15 protein-coding genes and 3 tRNA genes are annotated in these 16588 nt (G+C 42.0%); 8 read left to right on the top strand and 10 right to left on the bottom strand.

The window, feature by feature from the left end; translation table 11 throughout:
- Positions 1-7: 7 nt before the first annotated feature.
- Both AC59JO_RS22935 and AC59JO_RS22930 read left to right on the top strand, forming a co-directional pair.
- Complete coding sequence (locus AC59JO_RS22935; protein WP_497308248.1) at positions 8-679, top strand: basic secretory protein-like protein; 672 nt, start codon at positions 8-10, stop codon at positions 677-679.
- Between the two features lie 162 nt (positions 680-841).
- The gene (locus tag AC59JO_RS22930) at positions 842-3130 is read left to right on the top strand and encodes a GH92 family glycosyl hydrolase (protein ID WP_497308246.1); all 2289 of its coding nucleotides are present in this window, start codon (positions 842-844) and stop codon (positions 3128-3130) included.
- A gap of 105 nt (positions 3131-3235) precedes the next feature.
- Here AC59JO_RS22930 and AC59JO_RS22925 read toward each other — a convergent pair whose 3' ends face one another.
- The 4 genes from AC59JO_RS22925 to AC59JO_RS22910 form a co-directional block, all read right to left on the bottom strand.
- Positions 3236-3919: a TIGR02117 family protein gene (locus AC59JO_RS22925; RefSeq protein WP_497308244.1), complete on the bottom strand. Its 684-nt coding sequence runs from the start codon at positions 3917-3919 to the stop codon at positions 3236-3238.
- A 78-nt stretch (positions 3920-3997) separates the two neighbouring features.
- A complete protein-coding gene (locus AC59JO_RS22920) occupies positions 3998-5074 on the bottom strand; it encodes a DNA polymerase beta superfamily protein (protein WP_413667115.1) in 1077 nt (358 codons plus the stop codon).
- Complete coding sequence (locus AC59JO_RS22915) at positions 5074-5826, bottom strand: nucleotidyltransferase domain-containing protein (RefSeq protein ID WP_497308242.1); 753 nt, start codon at positions 5824-5826, stop codon at positions 5074-5076. The genes AC59JO_RS22920 and AC59JO_RS22915 overlap by 1 nt, the downstream gene beginning before the upstream one ends.
- Positions 5827-6734: 908 nt before the next feature.
- A complete protein-coding gene (locus AC59JO_RS22910) occupies positions 6735-8306 on the bottom strand; it encodes a TROVE domain-containing protein (protein WP_413667117.1) in 1572 nt (523 codons plus the stop codon).
- 704 nt (positions 8307-9010) lie between these two features.
- Between AC59JO_RS22910 and AC59JO_RS22905 the strand changes: the two genes are divergently transcribed.
- From AC59JO_RS22905 to AC59JO_RS22895, 3 genes are all read left to right on the top strand, one after another.
- Positions 9011-9084, top strand: a tRNA-Pro gene (locus tag AC59JO_RS22905).
- A 13-nt stretch (positions 9085-9097) separates the two neighbouring features.
- Positions 9098-9173 (top strand) — tRNA-Ile (locus AC59JO_RS22900).
- Positions 9174-9176: 3 nt separating this feature from the next.
- A tRNA-Cys gene (locus AC59JO_RS22895) sits at positions 9177-9250 on the top strand.
- A 659-nt stretch (positions 9251-9909) separates the two neighbouring features.
- On the opposite strand, the gene AC59JO_RS22890 is transcribed toward AC59JO_RS22895, so the two are convergent.
- The 3 genes from AC59JO_RS22890 to AC59JO_RS22880 all read right to left on the bottom strand — a co-directional run bounded on the left by AC59JO_RS22890 (position 9910) and on the right by AC59JO_RS22880 (position 12416).
- Positions 9910-10134, bottom strand: a complete 225-nt coding sequence (locus AC59JO_RS22890) for a DUF4287 domain-containing protein (RefSeq protein ID WP_497308240.1) — start codon at positions 10132-10134, stop codon at positions 9910-9912.
- Between the two features lie 42 nt (positions 10135-10176).
- Positions 10177-11394: a multiheme c-type cytochrome gene (locus tag AC59JO_RS22885; protein WP_497308238.1), complete on the bottom strand. Its 1218-nt coding sequence runs from the start codon at positions 11392-11394 to the stop codon at positions 10177-10179.
- A 230-nt stretch (positions 11395-11624) separates the two neighbouring features.
- Entirely contained in the window at positions 11625-12416 is a 792-nt protein-coding gene (locus AC59JO_RS22880) for an NIPSNAP family protein (RefSeq protein ID WP_497308236.1), read from the bottom strand.
- Between the two features lie 172 nt (positions 12417-12588).
- Here AC59JO_RS22880 and AC59JO_RS22875 point away from each other — a divergent pair, with 172 nt between their 5' ends.
- Positions 12589-13275, top strand: coding sequence for a DUF2461 domain-containing protein (locus tag AC59JO_RS22875; protein WP_497308234.1), 687 nt, complete (start codon positions 12589-12591; stop codon positions 13273-13275).
- A 21-nt stretch (positions 13276-13296) separates the two neighbouring features.
- Here the strand turns inward: AC59JO_RS22875 and AC59JO_RS22870 are convergent, their stop codons facing one another.
- A complete protein-coding gene (locus AC59JO_RS22870; RefSeq protein WP_497308232.1) occupies positions 13297-13617 on the bottom strand; it encodes a hypothetical protein in 321 nt (106 codons plus the stop codon).
- Positions 13618-13739: 122 nt separating this feature from the next.
- Positions 13740-13895 carry a lmo0937 family membrane protein gene (locus tag AC59JO_RS22865; RefSeq protein WP_112573716.1) on the bottom strand — a complete coding sequence of 52 codons (156 nt, stop codon included), beginning with the start codon at positions 13893-13895 and terminating at the stop codon, positions 13740-13742.
- A gap of 158 nt (positions 13896-14053) precedes the next feature.
- Between AC59JO_RS22865 and AC59JO_RS22860 the strand changes: the two genes are divergently transcribed.
- Together AC59JO_RS22860 and AC59JO_RS22855 are read left to right on the top strand one after the other, a co-directional pair.
- Positions 14054-14389 (top strand): hypothetical protein, encoded by a 336-nt coding sequence (locus tag AC59JO_RS22860; RefSeq protein WP_497308230.1) that lies wholly within the window; start codon positions 14054-14056, stop codon positions 14387-14389.
- A gap of 101 nt (positions 14390-14490) precedes the next feature.
- Entirely contained in the window at positions 14491-15150 is a 660-nt protein-coding gene (locus tag AC59JO_RS22855) for a DUF4844 domain-containing protein (protein ID WP_497308228.1), read from the top strand.
- A gap of 54 nt (positions 15151-15204) precedes the next feature.
- Here the strand turns inward: AC59JO_RS22855 and AC59JO_RS22850 are convergent, their stop codons facing one another.
- Entirely contained in the window at positions 15205-16338 is a 1134-nt protein-coding gene (locus AC59JO_RS22850) for a glycoside hydrolase family 76 protein (RefSeq protein WP_497308226.1), read from the bottom strand.
- Between the last annotated feature and the right edge of the window lie 250 nt (positions 16339-16588).

The raw sequence follows: 16588 nt of genomic DNA, 5'->3' as shown, positions 1-16588 counted from the left end.
ACTATTCATGAAAAAAATATTTATTTTCTCACTCCTCTTAATTTCGGGTTCACTCGCCAACTTTAAAGTTAATGCACAGGAAGTTTTTAAGCAAAAGGGTTACGAGGTAACTTTTATCAATAAAGATGCAGCATTCAGCACCGGTTTGAAAGACAGGCTGATTAAAACATTTTTTGAAGTATACCCTAAACTGGCAAAGGAGTACAACAAAAAAACATCTAAAAAAGTGACCTTTGTTATTGATACTGCCTATGATGGCGTAGCGGCTACCGGTAATGATACCGTAGTATTTAGTGCAAAATATATGACCAAGCATCCCGGTGATATTGATGTGGTTACACACGAGGTAATGCACATTGTACAGGCCTATGGCAACAGCGATGGCCCGGGATGGCTTACCGAAGGGATTGCTGATTATGCACGCTTTAAATTTGGCGTTGATAACGCCGGAGCTAAATGGGCATTGCCGGCATTTAAGTCGACCCAAAACTATGATAATGCCTACCGTGTAACTGCGCGCTTTTTGGTTTGGGCAGAGAAAAATATAAAGCCTGATCTGGTGAAAATACTTGACAAGCAACTGCGTGAGCATACTTTTACCAACGATAGCTGGAAAAACCTTACCGGCAAAACAGTAGATGAATTGTGGGCTGCATATGCGGCTAACCCTACTGTTTAATTTATATATGTAACAAATACAGTTCAATCATATTGGGCGCTGTGTTTTATATAAATTAGCCAACTTATCACAAAAAAGAGCTAATGGCTGAAATAATAGTAAGGCCGGTGACGATGGATGTTTTCCTGCGCAGCCAGAAGCAATGATATACTAAAAGTACAAATGAAAAGATTTCTTACAGCATTATTAATAGGTTCGGCCGTTTACAGCCAGGCTCAAACCAAGACAGAAAAGCTGGTTGATTATGTTAACCCTATTATAGGTACTCAACGCATGGGGCATACTTATCCGGGTGCTACGGTGCCATTTGGTATGGTACAATTAAGCCCTGAAACGGATACCGCCAGTTATGAAAAAGACGGTCACTATAATCCTGATGTGTACAAATACTGCGCGGGATATCAGTATGACGACAAAACCATAGTGGGCTTTAGTCATACACACTTCAGTGGTACGGGGCACTCAGATTTGGGGGATTTTTTAATTATGCCTACAGTTGGCCGGTTGAAACTTAATCCAGGTACTGCAGACAAGTCAGGAAGCGGTTACCGTTCGGCATTTTCGCACCAAAATGAGGTAAGTGCTGCTAACTACTACAAAGTAAAGCTTGATGATAATAACATAACTGCCGAACTTACGACCACAACCAGGGTTGGTTTTCATCAGTATACTTTCCCTAAGTCTGATCAGTCGCACATTATACTTGACCTTATGGCGGGGATCTATAACTATCCCGACAAAAATATATGGACTTACCTTAAGGTAGTTAATGATTCAACCGTTGTTGGTTTCCGTCAAACCAATGGCTGGGCCCGTACCCGTACGCTATATTTCGCTATGAGTTTTTCAAAACCTTTTTATCAGCATGGCTATAAAAAGTATGATAAACGCGAGGTGTATGGCGGGTTCTGGGGTAAATTCAATCAAACCAAAAACTTCCCTGAAATTGCAGGCAGGCAGATCCGCAGCTACTTCGACTTTAAAACTGAAGAAGGGGAGAAGATCAAGATCAAATTTGCGATATCTCCTGTAAGCATGGACGGCGCTATGAATAATATGCGTACCGAAGCACCGGGCTGGGATTTTGATAAAGTAAAAAATGACGGTCAGCAGCTTTGGGAAAAAGAACTGCATAAAATTGAGATTGCCGGAAGCAAAGAAACCAAGCAAAACTTCTACACTTCTATGTACCATACCATGATCAACCCTACGTTGTATATGGATGCTGATGGCCAGTACAAAGGGCTCGACCAAAATGTACATAAGGCAGATGGCTTTACCAACTACACCACGTTTTCACTTTGGGATACTTATCGCGCATTACACCCGCTGTTCAATATCATAGAGCCAAAACGTAATGCTGATATGATCCAGTCGATGCTGGCTCACTTTGATCAAAGCCCGGAGCATATGTTGCCGGTATGGTCAAACTCGGGCAACGAAAACTGGTGTATGAGTGGCTACCACAGCGTTGCTGTAATTGCCGATGCTGTGATAAAAGGCAATGTAAACTTTGATGCTAATAAAGCGCTTGATGCCTGCGTTGCCACAGCCCGCCACCGCGATTACGAAGGTATTGGCGAGTATATGGATAAAGGCTACATTCCTGATGAAAAAAGTGGCGTATCAGTGTCTTCAACCCTGGAGTATGCTTTTGACGACTGGGCCATAGCTCAGCTTGCCAAAAAGTTAAACAGGAACGACATTTATGAAGAGTTTATCAAACGTTCGGAAAACTATAAAAATGTTTATGACCCTGCTGTTGGTTTCATGCGCCCCAAACTGGCTAACGGTAGCTTCAGAACCAAGTTTGATCCGTTGAGCACTATTAATGAGGGTTTTATTGAAGGTAACAGCTGGAACTATACGCTATTTGCGCCTCAGGATCCTGAAAGCCTGATCAAACTGATGGGTGGCAATAAGCGTTTTGTGCGTTATCTTGATTCATTATTTACCATGAACCTGCCCGATAAATATTTTGCCGAAACAGAAGATATTACACGTGATGGTATTATCGGCAACTATGTACATGGTAATGAACCATCACACCACGTAGCGTACCTGTACAACTGGACGGATAAACCGTGGAAAACGCAGGAGCGCGTACGCATGATTTTGCCGATGATGTATAAGCCAACCCCTGATGGTTTGGGCGGTAACGATGATACCGGCCAGATGAGCGCCTGGTACATTTTCACCTCGCTTGGTTTTTACCCGGTAGCGCCTGGTTCAGATCAATATTCAACCGGCAGCCCGGCTGTTGACCATGCGGTTATCAACCTGGATAACGGTAAAAAGTTTACCATCAACGTGAAGAACCAAAGCGCTAAAAACGTTTATGTGCAAAAGATGGTATTAAATGGCAAACCGCTTGATAAGTTGTTCATCAGCCATGATGAGATCATGAATGGCGGCGAGATCACTTTTTACATGAGTTCGAAGCATAAATAGTGATTGATTTCGGGTTCGGGTTTCCGATTTCGGAGTTAAAAAGGGCTTTCCGCATTGGAAGGCCCTTTTGTTTGAAAATGAAAAATTAAAGCTGTGTATATTTATCTACCTGTAATGATAAAAAATGCCCCTGTCAAACGGTGTCCATACGCAGGCAGTTTGCCCGCATGATTTTAGCGCGTTATTGGCCCAGGTGTTGCAGGTGTAAAACAAATTGTATCTACGATGTGCTTCATAAAAAGCGTCGTTTTTATCATAATTGGCATTTGTTTTTATATTGATGATGTTGCCCGCGGTGTTTCTTTTAAAACTGCTGTCCACATAGGCAATCAATCGCTTATACTGTTCATTGCTGATCATTATTTTTTTGCAGTCGTTGCTTTCAGGCATGGCTTGGTAGTAAGTAGCATGGATAGCGGATGTACTTAACGCGAACGCCGCTTTCAATGCTGTGCTAAATTTCAAATCGGCCCAGTTAGGCGTACTGAGGTAGAAACCTTTATCGCCCCAACCTATGGCCAAATATTGGTTTGTTGTATCCTTGGCTATCGTGTTTTGGTAGCTGATCTCTTTGCTCCAATCGGTAACGGCATTTTTTACCGGTACAACGATATCTGTATGGTCGCCATTGGTTAGGATATAAATGGCTACATCATTTGATGTTTCTGTCTCTTTTTTAACAGTCCATACAGAAAATACAAAAGCCGCAAAGATGTAAAGCAGTACAAATGCTACAAAGCCCAGTACAAGCCTTAAAATTACTTTTGCAATTTTTTTAATGGTTTTCATAATTAAGGTTTTTAGGTTTGGTTTACCTTAATTAATACCGGAATTAGCAGAAGGTGACCCTGCCGCAGATTTTGTCTGTTAAACGCGCTTGAGGCTATAAAATTCTGTTCTTATTTGCAATAAGATAGCTTCAGCTTTTTGCACGTCCGGTTTGTCGGGCAAGGTCGAGGTTCTATATAGTTCATTGATGTGCTGCATTTTTTCGTCAACCATTTTCATTAGCCCATCAAACTCAAATTCACCGTTACGGATCTTTAACAGGAAACCCCTGTCGGGCCGGTTTACAATTACCTGCCCGTATTGTGCTATCTCACCCGCCATATTAAGCAGACGAAAAGTGTGCATCATGTTTTTAGCATCATAGCTTTTACCGTGCGACAAAGTGCTTTGATAGCGTGCCTCATTTCGCTTGGCTTCCCAGTCGCGATATTCCTTGTACTCCTTGCAGTATACCGAATAGCCATCCTTATTAAAATTTATTACGGCTAAATGTTCTATCCCTTTTGGTACCGAGCTCAGTTGTATATCATCGGCATCGGCACCGGATATGATCCCCCTGAAAACCCCGCCTGTTAACTGCTTTTGATGATATAGTAAGTATACATTCCTGAAATGATCCAGATTTACCAGGCCGCACTGCTGCTGCGTGAAGTTATTTTCCTTAAGCCAATCTTTTAACGATATACTGCTGTTATTATGGATCACGTAGCAAAAATCCAATACCGACTTGCGTTCCTCATCCATCGGTCTGTTGATCTTTTTATTCAAACCACGCGCCTTTTTTATCTGCGAATGTGCGTAACCGGCAAAAGTATCCAGGCAAAGTTTTGAAAGGAAATCTTCCGGTTTTATCAAATCCATCAGCGGATGGCGGTATAATACAAATTGTCTGGGTGTACTTAACAGCTCCAGTATGTTAGGATTGTTTTTGGTAAGCAGTTCCAGAAAACGCCTGATTTCAAAATAAACCTCATCGTTAGTATTATTGGCAACCTGATCGGTTTGGGTAAAGCCATACAATTGCATTTGAGGCATGATAAATATGCCCTTCTTATCCGTGTCAGATCCCTTAACGTTGAGGTTATAAGCAGTGCTCCCGCTGATACAATCAAGCAGGAGCAGTTGCCGGTTTTGTTGCAGATGATCAAAGGTCATTATAGTATGTGTTTTCTGAACAATTGGTTCAATTCATCCGGTTGCTTTCTTTCCGAAGGAAACAATGCTATCCGCTCTTTGCAATAAGTTAGCGTATCCTGCAACCAGGTTTGTATTAACGGCAGCGGACTTATCAATTTTTTTTCATCGGCTGTTTGCTTTTGAACAAGTAAATCATCTACAGTATCCTGGAAACTCAGGTCGGTTACCAAACGTCTCAATTTACTAAACTCCATTGGCGGTACTGTTTTAAGGTCAACTATCCAAAGGCAGGCCAGTGTTGACCTCAGCGCATAAAAGTAGCGTTTCAATTTAACTTCGCTGCCCAGCAGATCATCGCGCAAGGTATTAAATACCAACGACGAATAGTGGTTGGCTGAGCCCCTCGGTGAAAAATATTCCGGCATGATGTTTCTTATCTCAGCCGCAAAGTCATTGTCTTCCCTATAAACTATGGGCGATTGTATCCATTCAAACAATGATATGTTTGATTTTAGGAAAAGCTTCAGCGCTTTGCGTATGTCCCAGCCGCGTATATCCAGTACGTCATTTATAGGTAAGTCTATAAAATCGGGTCTGTCAGTTATGCCAAGATAATAATCTAACGGGCGCGCATATATAAAACGCACATCGAAATCACTATCGGGTGAGGCAAAGCCCCAGGCCCGGCTTCCCGATTCGCAGGCGTAAAGTATTTTTATGTTTTCGGTCTGCTCCAATTCAAGCAGTTTTTGTTGTATAGTTTCAGTCATTGTTTTTAATGTTAAAAGTTAAAAATGAAAGAGCAAAAGGCAGCGGGTGGCTTTCAGGATTCGAACCTGGCTACATGTATTTCTACATGTTTTCAACCATCGAAGTAACACCTGCTTACGGCATCTCTCATTATTCTTTCCCGAAAGAAAAAATGCTTAGTTTAAAAATCAGGGAATAAAGAGCAATAAGCAGCAAGTGTTGTAATTTTGCGTGACAGGCGAAGTAACGCTTACCAACGGCATCTTTATTCCTGATTGCAGCAGGTTTAGGTAAAAGAAATTTATGAACAACAGGCTAAAGGCAATGGCTAACAAGTGGTTCAGTCGTCCCATGCTCCAAACTGTCTGAGCTACCTTAGCTTGTGGCTAAGGGCCGGATTTTTACCGGCGACCCTGGGGTTAAAAAGCGAAGTAATACTTGTTTACGGCACTTTAACCTGTTGCTCATTTTTAAAAATAAGGGCAATGGTCAACAAATCTTCTGCATTATGCTCTAACCAACTGAGCTACCGTGGTTACCAGCGGGCCGGGTTTGAACCGGCGACCCTAACGTCCCAAATCGAAGTAGTACTTGTTTACGGCACCTTATTTTATTTTTAATATTTTAAAAGAAGGGTAATAGGCTATAAGTGCTTGCTTACTCTGCGTTTTAACCATCTTAACTACCCTTACGGGGCCGGACTCGAACCGACGCCTCAGTTTTGGAAATCGAAGTAACACTTAATAAACGACACCTTCTTTATAAAGAGCAACAGGCGGCAAGAGACTTAGGGGACCTGCATGGCGAGGACTCGAACCTCCATCACAGCTTACGCTACAATGCCCTCCCCCGAAATTGGCTGCGAAGTAACTCTCACCTACGGCATCTTTATTTTTAAAATGCAGGGATGTTAGCCTCCCTGCACGTTTTATAAATCTATATTATTAATGATGTTCAGTGCCGGGCTTCCGTTTTCAATTGCCGCTAACACATCAAAAACTTTATCGCTCCAGCCTGCAATTAAATACACATCGTTTTGCAATAGCTGCAATGGTGCCTGGCCATAACCTGCCAGGTCAAACAGGTACAGTTTTGCCTCTGGCGCAATGTGTTGTTTATAATAAACCCATTGCTCCTGTATGTGATTGCTACCTCCGTTACTGTTCCACAGTTGGCAATCAGTAAACAGCATTATTTTATCCATTTGCACACGGCGGGTACTCAGGTCATAGATAACCAGGTAACCGTTGGTGGAGTAACCCACTTCACCTTCGCGGCGGTAAAACTCCTGCACGTTGCCTAAAATGTTACCGCGTGGTACCGTAATGGTTTTCCAGAAGTTACCGAACATACCCACTTCCACATTTTTACAGCGCGATTGCAGCAGGATAGCCAGCATCAAACCAATATCATATAACAGCACTTTTGACTTTGCCGATATGGGCTTCTGCATTGAGCCGGATACGTCGCAGGCCAGTAACACGCGGGTATTTTCGTCAAATCCCCTAATGTTGGAGGCGCTTGCCTGTACCGCTTTTTCCAACGCATCCAGCAGCTCGCCGGTGTAGCCTTTATTGCCGGTTATGGCTGCTTTGGCTGCCCTCGCAATATTTTGTACCGCCGATGCAGGTGTTATCAACTCGCGGTAAGCCGCCAGGTACCGGAATGGGAACTGTTTGGCTTTAGCCACCTGTCCGCCATCGGCTAATGTTGCGCATACTTTTTTAAAGTGTGCATAGCTTACACCGGCATCCTGTATGTTACGCAGGTTACGCAGCAAGGCCATATAACCAACTTTATCGCTGTCAATCAATTCTTCCCATTTGGCGCGGAAAGCAATTGCTTTAGCTTCGGCGCTGTCAAAATTCAGCTGACCAAGGGCCGAGAGTTCTGTTTCCCAGGTGTAAGGCGTTTGCAGTTCATTTGCCGCTATCTTGTTAAAGATCAGCTGTTGCAAATCGTCTTTGGCACGTGGGTGCACCAGGAACAAAGCGTCGCGCATTTTGATAGCGCCGTCGCGGTTATATTTAGCAAACTGGTATTCATCAAAGCGGTTAAATGCTTGTGATAAACCTTTTTGCATTTGCTTTGATAAGCGGTTGAGCTTTTTAGCGCCCTTGCGCTGGTTTAATATTTCATAGCAAGCCAGTAACTCGGTGATCTCATCGGCGCGACCTATGACCCCGTCGGTAACCCGGGCAACCAGATTGTTGCCCGAGTGCAGCTTAGCCAATTCGGTAACCAAAACCAGCGGTACCGAACGCATATACATTTTGGTACGTGCATAAACTGCCAGTTTACCAACAAATACCGGGTTGCATTTAGCTATCAGGTTGCGCAGGCGTTCCATACGTGCCTGGTCTTTTTCGTAAAAGGTGTCGTTTAAGCTCCAGGTTACTACCGTGGTGTATAATTCCATTTCGGCACTCATGGCAAAGGCTTTTGCACCTTCATGATTTGTCGTTTTGGTTTTTACTCTGCTTAACAGGTTGAATTTCATTTTGAACCTCCTTTATTTCGTTTTGTTGATACAAAGGTTGGAGGCTACTGCGCAGTGTATTTGCGCAGTGGGAAAATATTTTATTTTTTTTTAAAATTGTTAACACGCCGGGGTAGTTGTGAATATCTCATGATCTTTAAAAAGTCGGTAGAAACGGAATATATTTTAGGTTTTGAACTTTCGGTGCGCAGGGCAGCGTTAGGGATGGCAGTGGAAAGCCCGCAGCGTGTATTGGTATAGCGAGGAGGCCAGGCGAGGACTTGGAACGTACAGCCCGGGCCGCAGGCAATGCCATTGTCCGAATCAGAATTTACAGAATCTGAGAATTGAATGAATGCTTAACCAATAGAAAACATTCCTTAATTCATTTAATTCAGTATGATATAAATCGAGAATCCCAACTCCGAAATCAATAATGGCGTTACCTGCGGCCCGCGCTATCCGCTCATACTGCACAGGCCTTAACCACGGGCCGGTATCCGCTACTATCGCTAACGCAGCCTTTGCGAAGAAAAAAAATATTTTAATAATTATTTTTTAATTTAAATATTGTTTGTATAATTGCATCATGAAAACAACAATATGTATACAGTGCCCATCACCCATACTGATTTATCAGAGGAGATAGCTATGTATATATAGTAAGTATATAACAACATTGAAAAATCCTCTTAGATAAAAACTAAGGGGATTTTTTGCTTTACAGGGTAGTATATCAATTGGTCAGATTACCACATTTGGGATGTGGAGGCTCCCGGTTCGAGTCCGGGTTACCCTACTGATTTACAGCTGGAAATATAGCTCAATGGTAAGAGCAGCACCCTTATACGGTGTTGGTTAAAGGTTCAAGTCCTTTTATTTCCACCACAAGGCCGGTTGCCCGAGTGGTTCAAGGGAGTCCTCTGCAAAAGGAATGTCCGCAAGTTCGAATCTTGTACCGGCCTCTTTTATTTATTGATGCGTAATTGTATTACGCTGCGGAGCTGATTGCCGGGTATCCTGATCCGGGATTAGGGTTTTATTGTTATTAAATACTTATTAATTTGTATTTATAATGATATTTTTATATTTTTTATTTTGTAATAGTTGTTTTGCTTGTTTGAATAATATCTTTCATTGTTGAACGATCTGCAGGCATTATTGCTAAAGTGCCAAAAAACACCGAAAAGCTTTATATCAATATATATCCTCAAATACTTAAAAGGATAGCAAGCCGACTTCATTTTTATAATTGACATTGGATTTGTACTTTTATTTTGATGACCGCAGAGGAAGTAGATTATATTATTTGGTATTTCAGTGACCTGATTAACAGCAGGGAAATGATTGCTTTAAGCCATTACAATTTTTCGGATGAATATAAGACCGGGCCAGATAGCAAAGCGAGGAGGTGGTTGATAAAAAAATGAAAGATTACGGACGATCCTGAGATATTGAAGTTACTTGATAACGGTTATGAGCAACTGCGTTTATCAGCTGCCGAAAATGTATTGAAAAACCATCCCGGCAAGGTGTTTTTTAATTGCTGTAAAATATGTGGTAAACTTACCCGTACGCCACGTGCTAAACAATGCCGATTCTGCGGGTACGACTGGCACTAAGTTTACTCGCTGTCCTCGTTCTTTATACCCTTCAACAGTGCATAAATAGCCATGGCGTGACCATGTCCCAATTCAAAATCGGTCTTGAGCCAATTAGTGATGTCGCCGGCTTTGGCAAGCAGTTCGCCATTTTTGGTAAAGCCCTTTTCTTCGGCCAACCGGCGAAAATCAGCGGGGCCATTGCCTGTTTTTTCTTTTATTGTTTTTAGATATCCCTGGAATGACATGGTTTGCAAGTTTTAAGTAAATGTAGTAAGCGTTAACAAAAATTAAGCCCCTTTTTTGCCCTTCACAAAATCGAGGATTTTTTTAGTTTCTTCGGGATAAATGCCAATGTAGTGGCTCCTAACCATATAAGGTACCTTCATTTTGCTTTGTGCCGATTCAAGCCTGATCACGTTTGATGCTTTATTTGGCATATGGCAATCGATACAGTATGTTTTAATAGCGCTGCCCATTTGCGGGGCCAGTTTGCAGAAGTTGTGATTAGTCTCGCTGTGGCAGCTCAGGCATTTTTGTGTATAGGTTGCCATACTTTGGGGTAAGCTTACATGCGGATTATGGCAGTTGCCGCAATCCATTTTACTCATGGTGTAACATTTGCTGGCAATGAGCAGGTCGTATTGGTTGCCATGAACATCGGGCATATTGCTGCCCGGCGTAACGCGTGGCTGCGTGCGGTCTTTTAGCAGGGTGTCGCCCATTTCAAACTCAAATGACGAGCGCTGAGGGATGTTTTTATTGCCCGAATGGCAAACGGCACAGGCATCCATTTTTTGCGCGCGCGACAGGGAGGCATACGTAGCAATGTATTTGGCCTTTTTATCGTCCGGGTTATCGGTGTGGTAATTAACGTGATTGGCAGCAGGCCCATGGCAGCGCTCACAGTCGATTCCATAAATAAGAGACGCTTTTTCAAAACCGAAATCTCCGGCCTGGGGAGGGGCTTCTTTTACGTACGAACTGTGGCATTCCAAACACCTGCGTAAAATAGGGCGACCGAAATTCATATGATCAGGTAGATAGCCGGGGCTATTTGCCCAGTTATGAATAGCTGCAAAGTAGGATACTGGCAGTTCGTACAACATTTTGCCTTTCCAGTACATATAAGTTTGCGCTTTTCCGTTACCTATGGCAACATCAAACGGCTCGGCCTCAGTTTCCTTGCCATCAATATAACCCACCTGGTACAGGCTGTCATTCCGTTTTTCCATTTTTATTTTCTGGCCCATACCAAACTCAAAAGTATTTGAGTCATTGGCAAAACTGCCCCTGATATTATGGATGTTGGCTAATTGCGATGTTTGAAAATGCGCGGTATGCAGAAATGAGTTGTAAACATCACTGTGGCATTTTTTACAACTTTCGGATCCGGCATAAATCTCGCCACGAGGATCAGCTGAAGTTGATGTATAGCACTGGGTTAAAATGAAGCTAAAAGGTACAAGAGCGATAAGAACTAAAAAAAGATATCTTTTTTTGAGCATTGTTTACGGTTATATGGCTGGTTATAAACTGGTTTTGAATTTGGGTTAACCCCGAAAAATCCAAATCCAATTTAAACCAATAATTATATAAAACAAATGCCGAAACAGGCAGTAGAGGTAATGTAGGGGATAGGGGATTTCGGAATTGGGAATTTTGATTTCGGTTTGATGGATCAGGGTGCACAAAGACTTACGAAGTTTTAAAAACTTCGTAAGTCTGGGAAGAATGATCAAATCTGAGAGTATATTGTAGGCGCCAGCATGGTTGATGTTATTTTACTAACCAACAAAGCATCTGCGTATTCGGGCACAGCGCTGATCTTTTTCCATTTCGGGTCGCTGCCGAAAGCTTTCCAATGGGCGCTTTTGGCCTCAAGATCATCAAAGGTGATCATGTAAGTTAGATTAGGCCTTTGCGGGCCGATCACCGTTTCGCCCCAAAAAACAGGTTTGAAGCCAAGGCGTTTAAATACATCTATTTCGCCTTCATCATTAAACATTTCTATTTTCTTTTTGCCCGCCGCTTCGGTGGCGCTTTGATATTGCCTCAACTCAAAAATCCGCGTTTTGTTTTCGGGTGCTTCGAGGTGTGGCATATGTACAAATGCTTTTAACAATGAGCTTTCAATGCGTTCATAAGCCGGTGCAGCGGCAGGGGCGTTAAGATAGGCAGCTCCTTTTGTCTGCAATTTAGTATCGCTGTCAAAACTTTCGGTCACCGTGCTGAAATGGTTAAGGCTGTTAAACTGTATTAACACAAAAAGCCTGGTTTGGGCATCGGGCTTAAATTCGTTAAATACGCCCACATGTTTTACACCCAAGTTATTAAGTGCTGGTATAGCTATATCTCTCCAATAATCCTCAACTATCTTTTGCTGTTCAACGTTTTTAAGGCTATATACCCTTAGTTCATAGTATTCAGCGGTTTTGGGGGCGGGTTCGGTAGCTTTGCTCATAGCAGGTAAAACAGTTGCGGTAACGCCGGTTAACAGAGTTGATTTAACAAAGGAGCGCCTTTTCATAGTAGGTTTGATTGTTTGGCTAAGATAAGTTTTTAGTTAAGAATGCGATAACCTATTTATGGTTTTCGGATACAGGTGCATCATTTGAATGTAATACAACTGCAACTGATTTTGGCCGGGTTGCAAATTTCTCTAATTTGGCCATCATGCTTTTTGCAGATCACCTTTTACTATGAGCCAGCTATTATTATCAGCCTCCTGCTTTGACTTTATGAGGCAACTTAAACAAAACAATAACCGGGAGTGGTTTGCACAAAATAAAGAAACCTATCAGCAGCAACTTGAACTGGTGGAAGTATTCGCTGGCGGGTTATTGAATTTGATGAATACGCATGATGTTATTGAAACGCCGAGTGCAAAAAAGGCTTTACACCGCATTTACCGCGATATCCGTTTCTCGAAGGATAAAACGCCTTTTAAAACTAACTGGAGCGGTAATTTTAAACGGGCGGGCAAGCATCGTCGTGGCGGTTATTATTTTCATCTGGAACCGGGTAATACCTTTATAGGAGGCGGCTTTTGGGCACCCAACAACCCGGATCTGAAGCGTATTCGTGACGATATTGCTTTTGATGCTTCTCCCTTACAAAAAATCATAAGCAGCACGGAGTTTAAAACAACTTTTGGTGTTTTGGAAGGTGAGCAGCTAAAAACTGCACCAAAGGGCTACGCTGCAGATCATGAAGCGATAGAACTGCTACGCTATAAGCAGTTTTTAGTGAGGAGACGTTTTACAGATGCTGAAGCTTTAAAGCCGGATTTCCTGAACCGGGCTTCTGATACGTTTAAAGCTATGCGTCCGTTTTTTGATTATATGAGCGATGTGCTCACTGCAAATGTAAACGGCGAGGAAGATTGATTAAATATTTTTTTGGTTGATTTATTCATGCCCGGTTGAACCATCATTAGCCTCGGTGATTTTACTGAGATTGTAGTGCATCTGCCCGTTATGTTCTTCGCCCTTAAGCAGTCCTTTGTTGTATAAATTAGCCAGTGTAGCTTTAACCAGCGCAGTAACCTGCTCATCAACAATGCCCGGTTGCAATACTTCCATCTCCTTCAATACACTGTTTACGTTACCCTGTCCAATCTGCGCCAGCGCATAAATGGCCTTGTTTTGCTGGGTATCCTGCGGATCAAAATGTGATGGGATGTGCAGTGGTTTGTACTCTTCTCTGAATTCTTCGTCGCTTAATGTCATTGTAATACATCTTATTGTGTATTAAACAAATGTTATTAAAGTTTGTGTGATGTTTTTAGCTAAATCCTAAAACAAAAAACGCGGGCTTATGGCCCGCGTTCTGTTCTTTATAAAAATGATTTTTAAACTGTTGATGGGTTTCTGATAACACCCAGTAAAAATGAAATTACGGCTATTACCAGTAAAGCATGTATTAAACCTGTTGCCGAATAAGCAAACACACTGATCGCCCATCCTATTATCAGGATAACTGCGATGATATACAATAGTGATCTCATAGTTTGATGTATTTAGTTTGTTATGTATATCACTTTAAAAATCATGCCATAAATCAATCTTCCTTGAAAAATATTATTTATTTCGATATTTAATTAATTTTATCGAAAGTGGATTTGTGGCATTGCGCTTGTTGTATTTTGCAATTACGAATCCGGATATGAAACCATTCTTTATTACTACAGCCAAAAACTTAACACTTATAATTATGCCCGAAAGTGACGCTCATATGGACGGGCATCCGGTGTTAACTTACTCATACAGTATTTACCGCCGCGATGCTTACACATTAAGCCAGCTTAATCAACCCGACAAACTTTTGCAGCTCAGCAAAAAAAATAATCCTGATTACCTGGGTTACATCACATTTGAGCAGCCCGGTAAAGTATTTAATTACGTTGCCGACGGCGAAGATGCGCTATCGGCAGATGAAGTAGTGGAGGTAATTGAGGAGATAAATCATTTTAGAAATACGCCGCAATTGTGGACTATTTAGTGTTAGTGCAGATTATATTTTATGCCTGCGACCTAACTGACTTTAATAATGTTTAACATTAATAAGTTTGATTGTGTAGGTTTGCTTTATAAACTAAATCAATGCACAATAGCGAGGATGTTATAAACAAACTTATTTCATTTCAGAACATAGATAAATTTTCAGAATCGGCTTGGGAAGAGCGGGGGTTAAATCCATCGTCATATGAAATGTGTACATACTTGCAGCGGTTTTTTAATGATTGCGCCGCCGAACTTATTAATGCTGTAAGGAGTGAATCTTCTTTAAAGGTGCTGAAATCAGTATTAAAAGACAATCTTCGCAAGTTAGATAAGTTTGAATATGACACTGAAGAGCGGGAGTTTATATGCGATATGTTCGATCAACTGCAAAAAATTGTAAATGTTGAATTTTCGGATAGCTTGAATGATTGGCTTTATGGCCGGACGTTTAATACCTTGCAAAGATTAGGAGATTTATTTAACAAACCGAGCAGGACAGAAGTGCAATCAGAACCCTGTGTGCAATGCGAAGTTGAATTGGAAACCCACATTCTGCAAAAAGAGGCAGGTATAGACAATGCAAGCTGGATGATTGTTCGTTGCCACAATTGCAAGGGAATCAATTTATTAAGCCTTATGGAGGGGGCAAAGCGAGTACAGTTTGCCAACTACGAGTGCATAGAAACATTGTTAAAGGCGAAGTATAGTTATGAACAGGCAGTGATGAGGCTTGAACAGATTCGGCTATACAGGAAATGAAGTGAATAAGAACAAGAGGCCCTATGAATTGAGCCCCTTGTTAAAGCCATAGAATTATTTGGTTGGCGGTATCAGCTGCATAAAGGTTACAATGCTGCTGGCTTCGTATGATTGAATATCACCGGTTGGGGTATTTACTGCATAATTACGATAGGTGAGATTACGACTGTCGCGGTTTTTCCAGCCTGTGTTAACGTTGGTTTGGATCCAGCCAAGGTATTGGCTTTGGCTCCCATCGTTGATCAGTTGTACTATATACTGGGCAAAAATAGCCTTTAATACCCCCTGTTCATTAAAATCACCTTCGGCAGGGAGGATGCCGTTGGTACAAAGGTTGTTTTTTACGTAGTCGGCATATAGTTTGGCATCATTGAGATAAGCTACATCGTTTGTTTGCTTATAGAGCGCCATCGCTGCACCTATAGCTGTGCCTGAATTATAAGTGTAATCCTGACCGCCCGGAGGGTTGTTGCCAATTTTGTTATCGTTCACTTTGCCCGAGGCGTCAACCAAATTAGTTTTGGACCAGGTATAGATAGATTTGGCTTTATCAAGGTATGAGGCATCTTTGGTGATGCTGTACAATTTCATGGCTGCTATAATGGTAGGGAAGTTGATACATGAATTTTTGCCGCTGTGCTGAAAATCCCAGAACATGCCGCCATTTACAGGGTCGTATGAGCCGTTCCAAACCCTGTCGAACCCTGCTCTGGCTTTTTCAAGATAAGTGGCATTGCCTGTAAGCTGGTTAGCGCGTGCCAGGGCAATAACCCACCACATCATATCATCATAAATAAACCAAACGGTAGTGTTGTTCCAGTTATAGCCATCGTAATGGTTGTAATTGCCCTGGTATATGTCGGCTATTTTGGTAAGCTGAGCCGGGGCTTTGGTGCGTTCATACACATTCATAGCCATGTCCCAGTAAATGGCCTGTGTCCAAATGGCGGCTACACCATCTTTTTTAGAGGTGCTGAAGTAAAGTTTATTGTTTGGATCGTAAAAGGCATTGTTGAAGGCGGTATAAGCAAGGTCGGCATCGGCGCTGCTAAAGCCTGTACTATTATCGGTTGGGGTGGTGGTATTCGTATCAGGCTTTGAGGTAGTGGGTGTAATCTCTTTGCCCTTGCTGCAGCTTACAATGGTAATAAATAAGCTTAGGGCTAAAAAGCAGATCGGTTTTTTCATAATTATGGATGTTGGTTGGAAATTGGCCTGGTTTTGATTGGTGGTGTAATAAGGTTATTTAATTATTGGTTAATTAATCACCGGTGGGGCAATTATAGGCTAAAAACGCGCGCTAACTGAGGTTTTAACCAACAAAAAATCGTTAACCCAATTTTTAACCGTGATTTTAACCGGGAGCTCTTGTGCTATCTTATGTTTAGCGAATGTTTTTCTCGCAAAGGCGCGAAGACGCAGTGTTTTTTAGCATCAA

The organism is Mucilaginibacter sp. A5337 (genome assembly GCF_059690695.1).
This window is presented reverse-complemented; position numbering and strand designations above follow the sequence as displayed.

What these genes read in the sequence shown, in the direction of transcription:
- AC59JO_RS22935 (WP_497308248.1), top strand. Translation starts at nt 8, where the DNA reads ATGAAAAAAATATTTATTTTCTCACTCCTCTTAATTTCGGGTTCACTC.
- AC59JO_RS22930 (WP_497308246.1), top strand. Translation starts at nt 842, where the DNA reads ATGAAAAGATTTCTTACAGCATTATTAATAGGTTCGGCCGTTTACAGC.
- AC59JO_RS22925 (WP_497308244.1), bottom strand. Translation starts at nt 3,919, where the DNA reads ATGAAAACCATTAAAAAAATTGCAAAAGTAATTTTAAGGCTTGTACTG.
- AC59JO_RS22920 (WP_413667115.1), bottom strand. Translation starts at nt 5,074, where the DNA reads ATGACCTTTGATCATCTGCAACAAAACCGGCAACTGCTCCTGCTTGAT.
- AC59JO_RS22915 (WP_497308242.1), bottom strand. Translation starts at nt 5,826, where the DNA reads ATGACTGAAACTATACAACAAAAACTGCTTGAATTGGAGCAGACCGAA.
- AC59JO_RS22910 (WP_413667117.1), bottom strand. Translation starts at nt 8,306, where the DNA reads ATGAAATTCAACCTGTTAAGCAGAGTAAAAACCAAAACGACAAATCAT.
- AC59JO_RS22890 (WP_497308240.1), bottom strand. Translation starts at nt 10,134, where the DNA reads ATGTCATTCCAGGGATATCTAAAAACAATAAAAGAAAAAACAGGCAAT.
- AC59JO_RS22885 (WP_497308238.1), bottom strand. Translation starts at nt 11,394, where the DNA reads ATGCTCAAAAAAAGATATCTTTTTTTAGTTCTTATCGCTCTTGTACCT.
- AC59JO_RS22880 (WP_497308236.1), bottom strand. Translation starts at nt 12,416, where the DNA reads ATGAAAAGGCGCTCCTTTGTTAAATCAACTCTGTTAACCGGCGTTACC.
- AC59JO_RS22875 (WP_497308234.1), top strand. Translation starts at nt 12,589, where the DNA reads ATGAGCCAGCTATTATTATCAGCCTCCTGCTTTGACTTTATGAGGCAA.
- AC59JO_RS22870 (WP_497308232.1), bottom strand. Translation starts at nt 13,617, where the DNA reads ATGACATTAAGCGACGAAGAATTCAGAGAAGAGTACAAACCACTGCAC.
- AC59JO_RS22865 (WP_112573716.1), bottom strand. Translation starts at nt 13,895, where the DNA reads ATGAGATCACTATTGTATATCATCGCAGTTATCCTGATAATAGGATGG.
- AC59JO_RS22860 (WP_497308230.1), top strand. Translation starts at nt 14,054, where the DNA reads ATGAAACCATTCTTTATTACTACAGCCAAAAACTTAACACTTATAATT.
- AC59JO_RS22855 (WP_497308228.1), top strand. Translation starts at nt 14,491, where the DNA reads ATGCACAATAGCGAGGATGTTATAAACAAACTTATTTCATTTCAGAAC.
- AC59JO_RS22850 (WP_497308226.1), bottom strand. Translation starts at nt 16,338, where the DNA reads ATGAAAAAACCGATCTGCTTTTTAGCCCTAAGCTTATTTATTACCATT.